This is a genomic window from Psychrobacillus sp. FSL K6-4615 (assembly GCF_038008225.1).
GTDB classification, from domain to species: domain Bacteria; phylum Bacillota; class Bacilli; order Bacillales_A; family Planococcaceae; genus Psychrobacillus; species Psychrobacillus psychrotolerans.
Window position 1 is genome coordinate 1,771,326 of record NZ_JBBOYQ010000001.1, and the last position, 15,103, is coordinate 1,786,428.

Annotated in this window: 16 protein-coding genes, 1 pseudogene, 1 riboswitch and 1 other annotated feature; of the genes and pseudogenes, 15 read left to right on the forward strand and 2 right to left on the reverse strand. The window is 37.0% G+C overall.

Annotated elements, in window-relative coordinates; all coding sequences use genetic code 11:
* The first annotated feature begins 4 nt into the window (after positions 1-4).
* The 6 genes from MKX53_RS08595 (at position 5) to metA (ending at position 6,389) form a co-directional block, all read left to right on the forward strand.
* Positions 5-397 carry a sporulation protein gene (locus tag MKX53_RS08595; RefSeq protein WP_245762606.1) on the forward strand — a complete coding sequence of 131 codons (393 nt, stop codon included), beginning with the start codon at positions 5-7 and terminating at the stop codon, positions 395-397.
* Positions 398-643: 246 nt separating this feature from the next.
* Entirely contained in the window at positions 644-883 is a 240-nt protein-coding gene (locus MKX53_RS08600) for a hypothetical protein (protein WP_340910628.1), read from the forward strand.
* Between the two features lie 72 nt (positions 884-955).
* Positions 956-1,078: an RAxF-45 family protein gene (locus MKX53_RS08605; protein WP_340910629.1), complete on the forward strand. Its 123-nt coding sequence runs from the start codon at positions 956-958 to the stop codon at positions 1,076-1,078.
* 122 nt (positions 1,079-1,200) lie between these two features.
* On the forward strand, positions 1,201-3,081 hold the full coding sequence (abc-f, locus tag MKX53_RS08610; RefSeq protein WP_340910632.1) for a ribosomal protection-like ABC-F family protein: 1,881 nt from the start codon (positions 1,201-1,203) through the stop codon (positions 3,079-3,081).
* Between the two features lie 146 nt (positions 3,082-3,227).
* Positions 3,228-5,234 carry a methyl-accepting chemotaxis protein gene (locus MKX53_RS08615; protein WP_340910634.1) on the forward strand — a complete coding sequence of 669 codons (2,007 nt, stop codon included), beginning with the start codon at positions 3,228-3,230 and terminating at the stop codon, positions 5,232-5,234.
* Between the two features lie 65 nt (positions 5,235-5,299).
* A riboswitch (SAM riboswitch) is annotated at positions 5,300-5,405 on the forward strand.
* A 75-nt stretch (positions 5,406-5,480) separates the two neighbouring features.
* Positions 5,481-6,389, forward strand: a complete 909-nt coding sequence (gene metA / locus MKX53_RS08620; RefSeq protein ID WP_340910635.1) for a homoserine O-acetyltransferase MetA — start codon at positions 5,481-5,483, stop codon at positions 6,387-6,389.
* Positions 6,390-6,459: 70 nt separating this feature from the next.
* Here metA and MKX53_RS08625 read toward each other — a convergent pair whose 3' ends face one another.
* Positions 6,460-7,398, reverse strand: a complete 939-nt coding sequence (locus MKX53_RS08625) for an aldo/keto reductase (protein ID WP_340910637.1) — start codon at positions 7,396-7,398, stop codon at positions 6,460-6,462.
* An 80-nt stretch (positions 7,399-7,478) separates the two neighbouring features.
* Between MKX53_RS08625 and MKX53_RS08630 the strand changes: the two genes are divergently transcribed.
* The 4 genes and pseudogenes from MKX53_RS08630 (at position 7,479) to MKX53_RS08645 (ending at position 9,643) form a co-directional block, all read left to right on the forward strand.
* Entirely contained in the window at positions 7,479-7,991 is a 513-nt protein-coding gene (locus tag MKX53_RS08630; RefSeq protein ID WP_340910641.1) for a DUF1572 family protein, read from the forward strand.
* Positions 7,992-8,007: 16 nt separating this feature from the next.
* Entirely contained in the window at positions 8,008-8,550 is a 543-nt protein-coding gene (locus MKX53_RS08635; RefSeq protein WP_340910645.1) for a GrpB family protein, read from the forward strand.
* 2 nt (positions 8,551-8,552) lie between these two features.
* Positions 8,553-9,104, forward strand: a pseudogene (locus MKX53_RS08640) (histidine phosphatase family protein); the annotation flags it as partial.
* A gap of 443 nt (positions 9,105-9,547) precedes the next feature.
* Positions 9,548-9,643: a putative holin-like toxin gene (locus MKX53_RS08645; protein ID WP_245762605.1), complete on the forward strand. Its 96-nt coding sequence runs from the start codon at positions 9,548-9,550 to the stop codon at positions 9,641-9,643.
* Positions 9,644-9,856: 213 nt separating this feature from the next.
* Here the strand turns inward: MKX53_RS08645 and MKX53_RS08650 are convergent, their stop codons facing one another.
* Positions 9,857-10,087 carry a PepSY domain-containing protein gene (locus MKX53_RS08650; RefSeq protein WP_245762604.1) on the reverse strand — a complete coding sequence of 77 codons (231 nt, stop codon included), beginning with the start codon at positions 10,085-10,087 and terminating at the stop codon, positions 9,857-9,859.
* A 189-nt stretch (positions 10,088-10,276) separates the two neighbouring features.
* Positions 10,277-10,492: a binding site (T-box leader), on the forward strand.
* Between the two features lie 81 nt (positions 10,493-10,573).
* Here MKX53_RS08650 and trpD point away from each other — a divergent pair.
* The 5 genes from trpD to trpA are packed head-to-tail and all read left to right on the forward strand — an operon-like array spanning position 10,574 to position 14,996.
* A complete protein-coding gene (gene trpD / locus MKX53_RS08655; RefSeq protein ID WP_340910647.1) occupies positions 10,574-11,605 on the forward strand; it encodes an anthranilate phosphoribosyltransferase in 1,032 nt (343 codons plus the stop codon).
* The gene (gene trpC, locus MKX53_RS08660; RefSeq protein ID WP_340910649.1) at positions 11,602-12,393 is read left to right on the forward strand and encodes an indole-3-glycerol phosphate synthase TrpC; all 792 of its coding nucleotides are present in this window, start codon (positions 11,602-11,604) and stop codon (positions 12,391-12,393) included. Before trpD ends, trpC begins: the two co-directional genes overlap by 4 nt.
* Positions 12,390-13,010 carry a phosphoribosylanthranilate isomerase gene (locus MKX53_RS08665; RefSeq protein WP_340910651.1) on the forward strand — a complete coding sequence of 207 codons (621 nt, stop codon included), beginning with the start codon at positions 12,390-12,392 and terminating at the stop codon, positions 13,008-13,010. The genes trpC and MKX53_RS08665 overlap by 4 nt, the downstream gene beginning before the upstream one ends.
* Entirely contained in the window at positions 13,010-14,215 is a 1,206-nt protein-coding gene (gene trpB / locus MKX53_RS08670; protein WP_340910654.1) for a tryptophan synthase subunit beta, read from the forward strand. Before MKX53_RS08665 ends, trpB begins: the two co-directional genes overlap by 1 nt.
* Complete coding sequence (trpA, locus tag MKX53_RS08675) at positions 14,208-14,996, forward strand: tryptophan synthase subunit alpha (protein WP_340910657.1); 789 nt, start codon at positions 14,208-14,210, stop codon at positions 14,994-14,996. Before trpB ends, trpA begins: the two co-directional genes overlap by 8 nt.
* The last annotated feature ends 107 nt before the right edge of the window (positions 14,997-15,103 follow it).

Here is a 15,103-nt window from a genome sequence, read left to right on the forward strand (position 1 = left end):
AATAATGGCGAAGAAGTTTGAATCTTCCATAGAAGTAAAATCTATTAAGATAGATACGGTTGTGGATCATCCTATTATTGAACATGGGATAAACTTATCAGGTACAATTTATATTGATGGAGTACATGATGAATCGGTTGAAAATATCAAATTAGAGGTATTTAAACTAACGAATGGTGAATCATCTAAAATAGTTTCGAAACACTCTATAGAGTTAGTCGGTGCAGCTGCTTCAAAGGATATGCAAATGATTCCTTTCGAGATTATGCCCGATGAAAGATGGATACCAGATAATAATGAGGAAGTTACGAAACTTATTTTAAGAACAACCGTGTTATTTGAAAATGGATCTGAGTATAACGATGAAGACGAGATCCATTTTGATATTGAAGAATAATATATGAAACTCCAGCCATGTGCTGGAGTTTTTTTCTATCCTGAGCATTAAATCATTTACTTACAGAACTAAAAAGATAACTGGCATTCTATGTAGATTATTTGTTCCTTAGAAATATGTTACTCACCCTAAAGTGAATTTTATCCGGAAGATATTACGTTTTTTTTGGTATGCGCCAATTTTAGAAATCTTATAGTATAAATCTTCTTTGCTAGTGCATCCTAATATTAAATTGGGAGGCAACTAATGATGATTAAACGAATATTTTCGATATTGATTATTTCAAGTCTTTTACTGACTGCCTGTGGATTTCAAAGGGACTCCAATCAGCCAGCTAAACCTGAAACACAATTAAACAACCAAGATAAAGAAGTTCCTAACACAGGGAATGAAGAAGTAAATGAAGAAAATGATGTAGGAATTCCAAAGGTAGATGAGGGGCTAAATGATCCTTCGTTTGAAAAACCAAATGAAAATAACGATTGAATTGTTTGAATAATTGTGTTATTGTATTATTTAACTAACTCGAACGGAGGTGAAGAAAGGATGAAAAACACTATGAACGCACAATTTTTTATGTTGGAATTCTTATCAACTTCTTGTGCAATTACTCATGAAAATGCTACTAACGGGACAGGTCTGTCTATTTTTAGCCATTTTCATAGTAATACTCATAGCTGAGGAGTCATTCTTTCGGATCCAATTAGGTAGCGAAAAGACTGTGCTTTTTAGACAGTCTTTTTTTGTTGCGAAAAAAAGAATTGCTCCTCAGCTCATTAAAGAATTGAAGGGAAGCGTTCATTATGATATGTACAGTTCAAAATATAACTAAAATGCTCGGAGGAAATATAATCTTTGAAAAGTTGTCTCTAGCTATTAAAACTGGGGATAGGTTAGCGATTGTTGGTCGTAACGGTAGCGGTAAAACGACTTTATTCAAATTATTGGCGGGAATGGAGAAATCTGATGAAGGATCTATTCACTTTAAGAAAGGTACTTCTGTAGGTTATTTGGCTCAAATTCCTTCCTATTCGGAAGATGTCACTGGTTTAGATGTTCTTCATTATGCTTTTGAAAAAATAACAGCCTTACAACAGAAAATGATACAAATGGAACAACAAATGGCAACTATTGGTGCAGCGGACATGGAACGACTGCTACAACAGTATGGAGAAGTTCAAGAAAAATTTACACTTTTGGGCGGTTATACAATGGAGTCTGAAATTGAAAAGGTAGTGCAGGGACTCCAGCTTACTCGGTTCATAAACCAACCATTTGCTAGTTTAAGTGGTGGAGAACAGACGAAAATAATGTTAGGGAAAATCTTACTGTCGGATCCAGATGTATTATTGTTGGATGAACCAACCAATCATTTAGATTTGTTTGCAGTTGAATGGTTGGAACAATATTTGATTGGCTATTCAGGAACAGTTGTAATTATTTCGCATGATCGATATTTCTTAGATCAAGTTGTGACTAAAATTGCAGATTTAGAGGAAGGAGAGCTTTCTCTTTATCATGGGGATTATTCTGCCTTTATACTAGAAAAAGAAGCCAAATTAATGCGTGAATTTCAGCATTATGAGGAGCAACAGAAAAAGATAAAAAAAATGAAGGATGCAATAAGACGTCTTCGACAATGGGCCAACGAAGCGGTGCCACCAAATCCGAAGTTATTCCGCCAAGCACGCAATATGGAAAGAGCACTAGAACGTATGGTAAAAGTAAGAAAACCACTCATCGACCCCAAAAAGATGGAGCTCTCATTTGAATTTGCTTCTAGAAGTGGGAAAGAAGTGGTTACGATGAAAAATGTATACAAATCATTTGGTGAAAATGTTTTGTTAGAAGATGCACAACTTAATCTGTACTGGAAGGAACGGGTTGCGATAGTTGGGAGAAATGGTTCAGGTAAATCCACTATTTTACATCTGTTGCTAGGTAATCTTCCTATTGATAATGGAGAGGCTCGGTTAGGTAGCAATGTGCGTGTAGGTTATTTATCGCAGCATTTCGAAATACAGAATCCGAAGGGAAGGCTGATTGATGTATTTCGAAGTGAGTTAAATTTGGTAGAGGGGGATGCTCGCCATATCCTTGCGAAGTTTATGTTCTTTGGTCCAGATGTATTTAAGCGAATAGGTGATTTAAGTGGTGGAGAACGCATGAGACTTCGCTTAGCGCAACTTATGCATCAGGATATTAACCTCCTAATTCTTGATGAGCCGACGAACCATTTAGATATCGAATCGAGAGAGGTCCTGGAAGATGCTTTGGGTGATTTTGATGGTACTATTTTAGCTGTTTCACATGACCGATACTTTTTGAATAAATTATTCCCGAAAACTGTCTGGTTAGAACAAGGTCAGCTAACCACTTTTGAAGGTCCATATGATTGGGCGCGTATAAAGTGGGAAGAGCAAGTAGCGATTGAAATTCCTTTTAAAAATGAAAAGCAAGAAAAACCCACATATAAAAGAAGTGCAGGAAGTGTAGAACGAAAGATTGAGGAAGAGATTCAAGCAGTGGAAAAAGAAATTTTCAACCTAAAAGAGCAAATCGAGATAGAACAGGATTGGGAGACATACGAAAAACTATTAGTAGCTATCGAAAAAAATGAAATGAAAGTAGAGAATTTGACTCTGGAGTGGATAGAGCAAGAAGATGATTCAAACTGTATTTGATCTTGATAATGGAAAAAAGATATATCATATATTTATAAAAAGAGTATTAACATCCATAAATTTTACTATATACTAAGATAAATGACCTGCTAAAGGGGTTAGTAACATTGGCATGCATTTAATTTTATATAGAGAGTTGATGGGAAATGAGAAAATCAATAAAGTGGAAAATTATAGTTTCTGTGATGGCATTAATATTCGTAAGCATGATACCGTTAATAACTATCAGTACAAGGACAATAAGTGAAAAGACCGAAAAAGATTTACTTGACCAGAGTCAAGTAATAGTTAAGGAAATGACATCATCCATTCAAAATTATCTGGCTGTTTATGAAAAAGGAATTTTACAATTATCTACTTCTAATGGAATTCTAGATTTTGAAAACAATGCTAAAAGCACAAATGTAGTATTGGCTACTCAATTAGAAAAAAACTTAGATACTAGTTTCAATGAATTTGTTTCTTTGTATGATGGTGTAGCATCTGTATATATAGCTTTTCCAGATAAGTCAATCGAAATAATTCCAGAAGCGGATCTTGGAGCAGATTTTGATCCTACTTCAAGGGAATGGTATTCCAATGCTGTTTCAAACAAAGAGAGGTTTAGCTGGTCTAAACCATTTGTGGATGCTGCAACTGGAGAGTATGCTATTTCTGGTGCTAAAGCTGTTATTAAAAATGGCCAAGTGGTCGGTGTTCTTGCTATGGATATTTTACTGTCGAAGTTAACTGAAACGCTAGCTGACAGTGAACTGGGGTACGAAGGTTATCCTATTATTGTAGATGCTGATGGTAATGCCATTGTTCATCCAACGTTATTTGGTGAAAATTTATCCAAGGATTCTTCTGTAAAGAAAATGCTTTCTAGTACCTCAGAAACAGGACATGTGACCGGTTTGATGGATGGTACTAACACAACTACTGTATACACTACGTTACCAGGATTAGATTGGAAGGTAGGCACTGTTTATGAAGAAAGTAAAATCCATCAAACAGCAGACAGTATTCGTTCACAAATAATTTTTATTGTAATATGCATAGAAGCGTTAATCTTTTTAGTATTATTTTTCCTAATTAGTCGTATATTGAAACCGATTGAACAACTAAAAAGATTGATGGATTCTATGGCAGAAGGAGATTTAACTGTTCAGGCTAATATTAAATCCAAGGATGAAATCGGACAACTAGCTAATAACTTCAATAAGATGGCTGTAAATATGAATGAAATTATACAGGTCGTGAAAGAGTCTGCGAGTAATGTCCAATCGAATTCGGAAAGTTTAAGTGCGGTGGCAGAAGAAACAAACGCTTCCGCAGAGCAAGTTTCGTCAGCTGTGAGTGAGATTGCGGTAGGTGCTTCTAAATCCGCAGAAGATGCTGTAGACGTAACAGAAAGTTCGTTGCACTTAAGTGATCAAATCAATCTCATCAATGAAAAATCAGTAATGATGACTGATATAGCTATAAAAGCAAACACTATGAATTCGAATGGTCAAAACCAAATGAGTGAACTTAAATCATCTTTCCAAAACTGGGAGTCAAATCTAATCTCTATGTCCGCATTGTTTAGTACATTGGAAGTTAGAGTAAATGCGATTGGTAGTGTGATGGAAACTATTATGCAAATTTCTGCACAGACGAACCTACTCGCATTAAATGCAAGTATTGAAGCTGCACGGGCAGGGGAGCATGGTAAAGGATTTGCAGTCGTAGCGGATGAAGTACGGAAACTAGCGGAGCAATCTGCAAAAGCGACAGAAGAAGTAAAGCATACTATTACGGAACTTCAAAGTGAATCACATACTGTAGGACACCAAATGGAAGATACTATCAAAACTTTCCGTGAACAGGGCTCTGTTGTAACAAATACAGAAGTAACTTTTGGTGAAATATCGTTACTGATGAATAATTTGCAAACTTCGATCGATGCTGTTTCAGCAGAAATTGAACAGGTTTCTACCTTTAAAGATCAAGTTGTAGATACAATTCAAGTGATGGCTTCAACTTCAGAGCAAACTGCAGCAGCATGTGAAGAAGTAAGTGCATCATCAGATGAACAACTAAGAGCGATCCAATCTGTAGCGAAAGCTTCGGAGACTCTTACAGAGCTTAGTGACAAATTAGCGAATGCAGTGAATCGCTTTAAAGTTTAAAAGAAGTTGAATTGTTTGAAAACAAATGTTAATATTCACTCAGGAAGAACAATATAATTTAATAACTCTTATCAAGAGAAGCTGAGGGAAATGGCCCGTTGAAGCTTCAGCAACCTCTGACTAGTCAGGAAGGTGCTAACTCCTACAAGATAATTTCTTGAAAGATAAGAATCGAGAGCAAAACGTTCACCCTCTTTTCTTGTTTATAGGAAAGAGGGTTTTTTGAATTTAAAGGAGGACAACAAATTGCCTATAAATATACCAAAACAGTTACCTGCAGCTGAACATCTTAAAAACGAGAAAATATTTATCATGGATACCGATCGAGCGATAGCTCAAGACATACGTCCGTTAAATATAGTTATCTTGAACCTTATGCCTGAAAAAGAAAAAACAGAGCTTCAATTGCTCCGTTTACTAGGAAATACGTCGCTACAAGTAAATGTAACCTTTTTACATATGGCAACCCATGATTCCAAAAATGTAAGTAAAACACATCTAGATACTTTTTATACGACATTCGAGGATATTAAGCACCGAAAATACGATGGGATGATTATTACTGGTGCCCCTATTGAGCATTTAGAATTTGAAGACGTTAATTATTGGAATGAGATTATAGAAATAATGGATTGGTCTAAAACTCAGGTGACCTCTGTTTTACACATTTGTTGGGGGGCTCAAGCCGCTCTCTACCATCACTATGGTATCGGGAAATATGACTTGTCAAAGAAATGCTTTGGGGTATTCAGTCATCGTTTATCAGACCCAACTGTACATTTAGTGCGAGGGTTTAATGATGAATTTCACGCACCTGTGTCTCGATACACAGCTGTATCTTTCGATGAAATAAAAAAAGACCCTCGTTTAATACTGCTTTCCGACTCAAAGGATGCGGGTGTTTTTCTAGTAATATCAAAAGATAAAAAGCATATTATGATTACGGGTCATTTAGAGTATGATGCAACTACACTTGCAGACGAATATAACCGAGATATTAAAAAAGGTGTGGATATTGATGTCCCAAAAAATTATTTTCCAAACGATGATCCAACACAAATACCGATGAACTCCTGGCGTTCCCATACACATTTACTTTTTTCCAATTGGTTGAATTATTATGTGTATCAAGAAACTCCTTATGATTGGGAGTAACTAAAAGGCTGGCCGTGAGTGAATTCACGATCAGCCTATATATGTTGATGAAAATGAGTATTATAATTTTTTATTCTGTCTTAAAAATTTGGTTAATTTCCTGCATTTCTTCTATCGTCAGTTCCACTTCAAGTGCTTTCAGATTTCGTAACACTTGTTCTGGTTTTTTAGCTCCAGGAATTACTGTATCTATGGTATTTTGTGCTAGATACCATGCAAGAACAATGGAAGAAACCTCCGCTTGTTTATCATTTGCTATACTACGAAGAGACTCAATCTTTTCCAAATTACGAATATAAACCTCCCCTTGAAATAACGGATTTTTTGATCGGCCGTCTTCAATTATAGAATCTTTATTGAATTTTCCTGTCAAAAGACCAGAAGCAAGAGGGAAATACGGGATAAATGAAATTTGGTGTTTGGCGCAAAAAGGGATTAACTCATTTTCTGCCTCTCTTTTGAATAGATTATAGCCTGATTGGATTACTTCTAAATTCCCGTCTTTATTGGCTTCGGTTAATTGATCCATTGTGAAATTGGATACGCCAATTGCTCTAATTTTACCCTCTTCTTTAAGTCGTGAGAGTGTTCCAATTGCTTCATCTTTAGGAGTTCCTTCATCTGGAAAATGGATATAGAATAGATCAATGTAGTCGGTTTGCAGTCTGCGCAAACTATTTTCAACGGTCTCTCTTAAAAATTTAGGAGAGTTATCTACAATAACCTTTCCATCCTCTATCTTGTGTGCCCCTTTTGTTGCAATAATCATATCTTGCCTGGTGTTAAATTCCTTTAATACTCCTCCTATGAGTTCTTCTGATCTTCCCATCCCATATATAAAGGCACTATCTATAAAATTGATTCCATTTTGAATAGCAGCACGTACAATTTCCTTGCCTGTTTCATCGTTTAAATTAGGGAATAGATTGTGTCCACCGACCGCGTTACTTCCTAAACCAATAGGGTTTACCAATAGACCAGTACGACCAATTTCTACTGCATTTTTCATAATAATAGAAACAACTCCTTTTCTCTGAATATTTCTATTATAATATAGAAAAACGAGAATACCAAAAGGTGGAGATTGATTTGACCGTACTAACGGATGTGCACACTGATTTTATTGGAGTAGTTCATCAAAAGTTTTCTGATTTGATGAGAGATGTAGAAAAAGCAATCATGCAGATGGAGGAAGATAAGTTATTTTGGACTCCAAATAATCATTCGAATAGTGTAGCTATCATCATTAAACATATGAGTGGGAATCTGATTTCAAGATGGACGGACTTTTTGACGACAGACGGTGAAAAGCCTGACAGAAATCGGGACGAGGAATTTGAAAGTACAGTGGAAACTCGTGAGGAGTTGTTAGAAATTTGGTCGAGGGGATGTCAAGTATTCTTAGAAGCATTAGATACAATAAAATCAGTCCATTTGCTCCAAACTATTTACATTAGGAACGAGCCTCATACCGTTATGGAAGCTGTTATTAGAAGTCTTTCTCATACATTTTCTCATGTTGGACAGGTGATTTATATTGCGAAGCAAGTGACTACTGAAGAGAAGTGGACAACATTGTCTATTCCTAAAAAGCAAAAGTAGAAGTGGAGGCATTATTTTGAAGCTTGGACTATTAAAAAACGAGGTAAAGTTATCTCCATACGACGGGGAATGGGGGAAAGAGTTCAACCGGGTGAAACTAGAAGTTTTAGAAGCAACAGGACTTCTAGAAGATCGAATACAGCATATTGGAAGCACCGCAATAAAAAACATGCCTGCTAAACCTATTATAGATATATTATTAGGAATAGATGATATTTCAAATGTAGATAAAGCTATATTTAAACAATTACAAAGTATCGGATTTCTAAGATTGAGAGTGGAAAGACCAGGTGAAATAGTTCTGGCAAAATTTACAGATGAAACTTATGAAGTGAAAACTCATTTCATCCATATGGTAGATTTTGAAGAAGAACTATGGTGTAATCAACTATTTTTTAGAAATTACTTAAACTCCAATGAGAAAGCAAAAGAAGCTTACATGAATATAAAAATTCAGAGTGCAAGGCAAAAGAATATTAATATTAGTGCATATACAGATGTAAAGGAACCATTTGTTAAAAGCATATATTCAAAGCGAACTAGTAAGGAAGTGAATTAGGAATGCTCACTAATCTTTATTTCGTCAGACATGCGCATTCCATCTATTCCACGGACGAATTGGGAAGACCGTTGTCTGAAAAGGGTATGGTCGATGCAAAGAAAATAACAGATCTGTTACTACAGGAGAATATAGAAGTAGTAGTATCAAGTCCTTATAAGAGAGCTATTCAAACTGTGGAAGGAATTGCGAATCATTTAAAAAAAGATATAGAAATTATGGATGCATTCAAGGAACGACTTTTATCCGATCAACCAGTTGCTGATTTTAACGAAGCAATGTTAAAAGTATGGTCGGATTATGGCTTTTCACTTCCAGGAGGAGAATCTAATCATGTTGCGCAAGCTAGAGGTATCCATGTAACGAAAGAAATTTTGAAGAAATTTGATGGCAAGAATATCGCAATAGGTACACATGGTAATATAATGGTTCTGATCATGAATTACTTTGACTCTATCTATGATTATCGTTTTTGGAAGCAACTTGAAATGCCTGATATTTATAAACTCACTTTTTACGAACAGCATTTGGTAGCTGTTAATCGAATAGACAATGAATCCAGAACGAAGAGTTCGGGCTATACTATTTACAAACGATCTGACATACAACATACCTTTCAACAAGTAGATTTGAATCATCAAAGAATGATTGGTATGGTAACCTTGCATGACCAGGTACTAATAACTGTTGAGGTAGATTTATTGAATGATTGTCTTCAGGTAGATGGGGATATGGAGCATTTGAAACAGTTAATGAGCGAAAGAGATTTAGACATGGATTATATGGTTTTCTTTAAGGAAATGACTAAGTTTTTTGTTGAAAATAAAATTAAAGATCCTCAAAAGTACGCTGAAAAATTAATAAAATAATGGGAGGAAATTACCGGAATAGAACGTATGTGTGGTATAATTGATAGTATAGATTGATCTTCTCATGGGTGGACGGCACAATTTTTTTACTTTCTGTTTAACGACCGGTACAGAAGGAGGTGCTGCTTTTGACGATATTTGAATCGCTCGTAATTATGATTAGTTTTTCTTCTCTAATCATTGCATTGATTACGCTGACCTTTTCAATGACACGAAAAAAGTAATCCACCTATGAGTTAGCGCTCGGATGGATTACTTAATCTCTTTGCCGACACCCTTGAAGGGAATCAGTCTATTTTACCGACCGGATGCTACTAACATCCGGTCGGTATTTTATTGTATACCTGTAATTCCTTTATTATACCAACTATCCTGAAGGGAATCAACGGAGTAGTTTTTTAACTATACACTTCTATGTTCAATCGGCAGTTTGTCGATTAATCAAAATCAAAGTCTTCTTCTCGTTCGATTTTTAGGATATTCCCAGTTCTTGCATGGACTTCCACTTCAAAAATCTGGTTGCTTGATGTCATGATGAATACTTCGTATACGAGAAGACCATCCTCCATATCCAAATCCACGTGTACAATTTCTCCAGGAATTCTCTGCAAAGCAATACTTATCGCTTGCTCCGAACTAATTCTCTGTCCATTCATTGGATTTACCACTAATTAAAACCCTCCTTGTCTTATTGATACCATTTTATGCAGACTGAATATAAAAGGATAAAAACTGTTTGACAATTGAAAGTATTCCTACTATCATAATAATTAACTTTTATGTTCGGAAAAAAGGCAGAAGATGCTAAAAGTAGTGTCGCCTAAGAACAGATGAGCTGAGACGAGTTAGTATAGCTGAGAAATTGTTTGAGTAAGAATAGTAGCTTTTGCGGACAATCAAGAGAGTCAGTGGATGGTGAGAACTGATTTGTTGCTAGAGCGAATGGGCTTATGAGAGCTTCCTCGATAACATTCATTGTTGAAGAGGTAGACGTGTTTCCTACGTTACAGGAGCTTAAGTGGGAGTATTACACTCCAACTAGAGGTGGCAACGCGGTAAATACCGTCCTCTTCCAAGGGATTTTTCTGAAATCCCTTGGAAGAGGACTTTTTTTGTTTCAAAAATAGCAGAGCAGAGCAGAGGAGAGATTTAAGATGAGAGGATTTATAGATAAAGTGGAGAAGAGTGAGCATTTGACTTATGAGGAAATGGTGGCTGCTTCCAAGCTATTGTTTGCAGAAAATACGGAAGTACACTATATTGTTGACTTTTTAAAAGCACTCTCCAAAAAGGGAGAGACTTCTATTGAGGTTGCAGCACTTGCAACAGTTATGAAGTCATTTGCCATTAACTTAAACGAACCCCATGGTGATTATATGGATAATTGCGGTACAGGTGGAGATGGTTTGAATAGCTTTAATATTAGTACCACCTCTGCATTCGTGTTAGCGGGTGCAGGAGCAACAATAGCGAAGCATGGTAACCGGAAAATCTCTAGTAGCGCTGGAAGTTCGGATGTACTAGAAGCATTAGGAATTCATGCATCTATTAGCTCTGAGGCATCTATCGACCTACTTAAGCAAGAGGGATTAACTTTCCTCTACGCACCAAATGTACATCCGAAGTTAAAAAGGATTGGAATCGCTAGACAAATGATCGGAAAGCCGACTATTTTCAACCTGGTCGGTCCGTTAACTAATCCAATTAAATTAGAAACACAATATACCGGAATTAATCGTTCGGATTTCACGATGGAATATGCAGAAGTGTTAAGAATTTTAGGAAGAAAAAGAGCCATTGTTGTTTGCGGTGCTGGAGGGATGGATGAGGCTTCTCTTGCCGGTGTTAATCAGTTAGTCCTAATAGATAACGGAGATTTAATACCCTTTAAGCTGACGTCAAATGATGTAGGTTTAGCTTCTGCTCCTATTTCAGCAATACGTGGTGGAGATGGTCACACAAATGCCAAAATACTGCGTAACGTTCTCCAAGGTGAAGCAAGTCCTTATTTAGATACGGTGCTTTTTAACACTGGAATAGGATTATTTGCATCTGGAATCGTTAGCTCAATTCAAGAAGGAGTAAAGCTAGCAGCAGAAACGATCCGCTCAGGAAAAGCATTAGAAAAGTTGGAAGCAGTTATAACTTTCAGTCAACAATCTGTTAGACAGGAGGTGGCATTATGACAACAATCTTAGATAAGATATTAGCAGCCAAAAAAGGGCAAGTAGAACAGATGCTTCTCAGATCGATACCTGACCAGTTAGAAATTATTACACGACCATCGTTATTTGAAGCACTTTATCAAACTGAAAAACTACAAGTAATTTCTGAGATTAAACGAGCTTCCCCTTCTAAGGGATTAATCGCAGAAGGTATTATTCCAGCTGACCAAGCATCTAAATATGCTAATGCGGGAGCAGCTTGTATTTCTGTATTAACCGATACTCCGTTTTTTCAAGGAACATTTGATGATTTAGCTGAAGTTGCTAGCACTGTTTCTATTCCAATTCTTTGTAAAGACTTTATCATTCATCCAATCCAAATAGATCATGCGAAGCATGCTGGAGCTTCTGTTATATTACTTATCGTAGCAGCACTAAAACAAGAAAAACTTTTATCTTTATACGAATATGCAGTTAGCAAGGGTTTGGAAGTGTTAGTAGAAGTTCATGACTCAGTGGAGCTAGACCGTGCTTTGCAGCTGGATGCAAAACTAATCGGCGTTAATAACCGAGATCTTCGAACGTTTCAAGTAGATTTATCACGTACGGCTGAAATTGCAGCAAGCTTTCCATTTGAGGAAAAACGTGTGCTCATAAGTGAAAGTGGTATTTGGAATGCTACGGATGCTTCAAAAGTTGCTAACTATGGTGCCAGTGCTGTACTTGTTGGGGAATCGTTAATGCGAAGTGGAGATGTTCAGAATGCTCTTCAAAGCTTGCAAGTACAAAGAGAGGTAATTACTTCATGACGAAAGTGAAAATTTGTGGCCTCATGGAGAAAGAACATGTGGAAGTGGCAGTTCAGGCGGGAGCAGATGCGATTGGTTTTGTTTTTGCACCTAGCAAAAGAAAAATAACGATTGATAAAGCACGAGAGTTAGCAAAAGGCATTCCACCTGAAGTTTGGAAGATTGGAGTATTTGTCAACGCAACAAAAGAGGAACTATTAACTGCTTTTCAAGAGGTACCGCTCGATTTTATACAGTATCATGGCCAGGAAACACCTGAATTTGTTCGAACAAATAATGTACCTTCTTTTAAGGCATTATCTGTTCATAACGAAGCAGATGTTATACAGGCGAAACAATATGATACTGATTTTTATTTATTTGATGCACCGGGTACGGATTATCAAGGGGGTAGTGGTGAAGTATTTGATTGGAAGCTGATGGAGGGTAATGATATTCCAACAGAAAAAATCATTCTAGCGGGTGGGTTGAATCTAAACAATGTAAAAGTGGCTATTGAGCAGATAAAGCCCTTTATGGTTGATGTTTCTAGTGGAGTAGAGCGAAATGGAACCAAAGATATAAAGCTTATTCAAGCATTTATAAGAGCCGTAAAAGATGATGGGAGTGTGGAATAATGGTAAAAATAGCAGATGACCAAAGAGCGGGAAGATATGGTAGATTCGGTGGTCAATATGTTCCAGAAACATTGATGACAGCTTTAATAGAGCTTGAAAAAGCTTACGAGGAAGCAATTGCTGATCAAACATTTGTAGATGAAGTAAATTACTATTTAAAAGACTATGTTGGTCGCGAAACCCCATTATATTTTGCAGAAAGACTGACAAGAGAACTTGGTGGAGCACAAATTTATTTGAAAAGAGAAGATTTAAATCATACAGGTGCCCACAAGATAAATAATACAATTGGTCAGGCGCTGCTCGCAAAGCGAATGGGTAAAAAGAAAATCGTAGCGGAAACAGGTGCTGGGCAGCACGGCGTTGCAACTGCAACTGTTTGTGCATTATTTGACCTTGAGTGTGTTGTATTCATGGGCAAAGAAGATGTGCGTAGACAGGAACTAAATGTATTTCGAATGGAATTGCTCGGTGCACAAGTAGTGTCAGTGGATAAAGGGTCTGGCACGCTGAAAGATGCAGTGAATGAGGCTTTAAGGTATTGGGTTTCTAATGTCGAAGATACCCATTATATATTAGGCTCTGCACTTGGTCCCCATCCATTCCCTAGAATTGTTCGTGATTTCCAACGAGTAATTGGAGTAGAAACAAAGCGTCAAATAGTTGAAAAGGTAGGGAAATTACCAGATGCGGTTGTCGCATGTGTGGGTGGAGGTAGTAATGCAATAGGCATGTTCCATCCTTTTGTAGATGATCAGGTTGTTGCATTATACGGCGTTGAAGCAGGAGGAAGTGGTATTTCGACAGGACTACATGCAGCGGCTGTCACTGGGGGTAAAGAAGGGGTGCTACATGGTTCTTATATGTATATTTTGCAGGATGATAATGGATTTATCCAAGAAGCACATTCCATCTCCGCTGGTTTAGATTATCCTGGAGTAGGTCCAGAGCATTCCTATTTACATGATATTGGACGTGTACAATATACATCCGTAACAGATGCTGAAGCGTTAGAAGGTTTACAACTGTTATCAAAAAAAGAAGGAATTATACCAGCACTTGAAAGTGCCCACGCTATCTATTTTGCGACGGAACTTGCAAAAGAAATGTCTCCAGAAGAAATATTAGTTATTTGTTTATCTGGTCGGGGGGATAAGGACGTTCAAACAGTGCGTGATGCGTTAGGGGTGAATAACAATGGCTAAAACAAAATTATTAAACGCTATTCAATCAGTAAATATTCAAGGAGATAAAGCATTTGTCGCATATATAATGGCAGGAGACGGAGGACTAGAGACATTAAAGTCTAAAATTTTCTTTTTACAACAAGCAGGTGTAACTGCTATTGAATTAGGTATTCCTTTTTCGGATCCTGTTGCAGATGGGCCAACCATACAGGAAGCAGGTGAACGCGCGCTCGCAAACGGTGCAACACTTCGGTCTATCCTACAGGAATTAGAAACTTTTTATGAGGAAGTTAGTGTACCGCTTGTATTAATGACTTATTATAATCCGTTACTTAGTTATGGGTTAGATCAGTTTGCACAACAATGTGAAAAATTAGGAATAGCTGGACTAATCGTCCCAGATGTACCACTGGAAGAAACAATAGAACTTCATGGCGTACTTGAAAATACAGATATCGCTTTAGTTCCTCTTGTTTCTTTAACTAGTCCACCAGAGCGTCTTAGGAAAATTGCAGTGTCCGGTGAAGGGTTCATCTACGCTGTAACGGTAAACGGAATCACGGGGATCAGAGATGGGTTTAGTGACCAGTTGGAGCAACATTTCACAAGTCTTTCTGAGCAGAGCGCTATACCAGTACTAGCAGGGTTTGGTATATCTACCCCGGAACAAGTAAAAAGTATGGGAACATTAGCTGATGGCGTAATTGTAGGGAGTGCTATAGTGGAAGCGTTCCATCAAAATGACTTGGATCATATAACAGCACTAGTTCAAGCTTCTAAAGCAAAAGTATTTAACTAACACTTAATGGATTGAGATTGTATGGAGGATTCTTCAAATAAAAAGCATAAGTAAGGTAAAATAAACCCCATTCTGAGCAACTAGCTCATAGAATGGGGTTTATCATT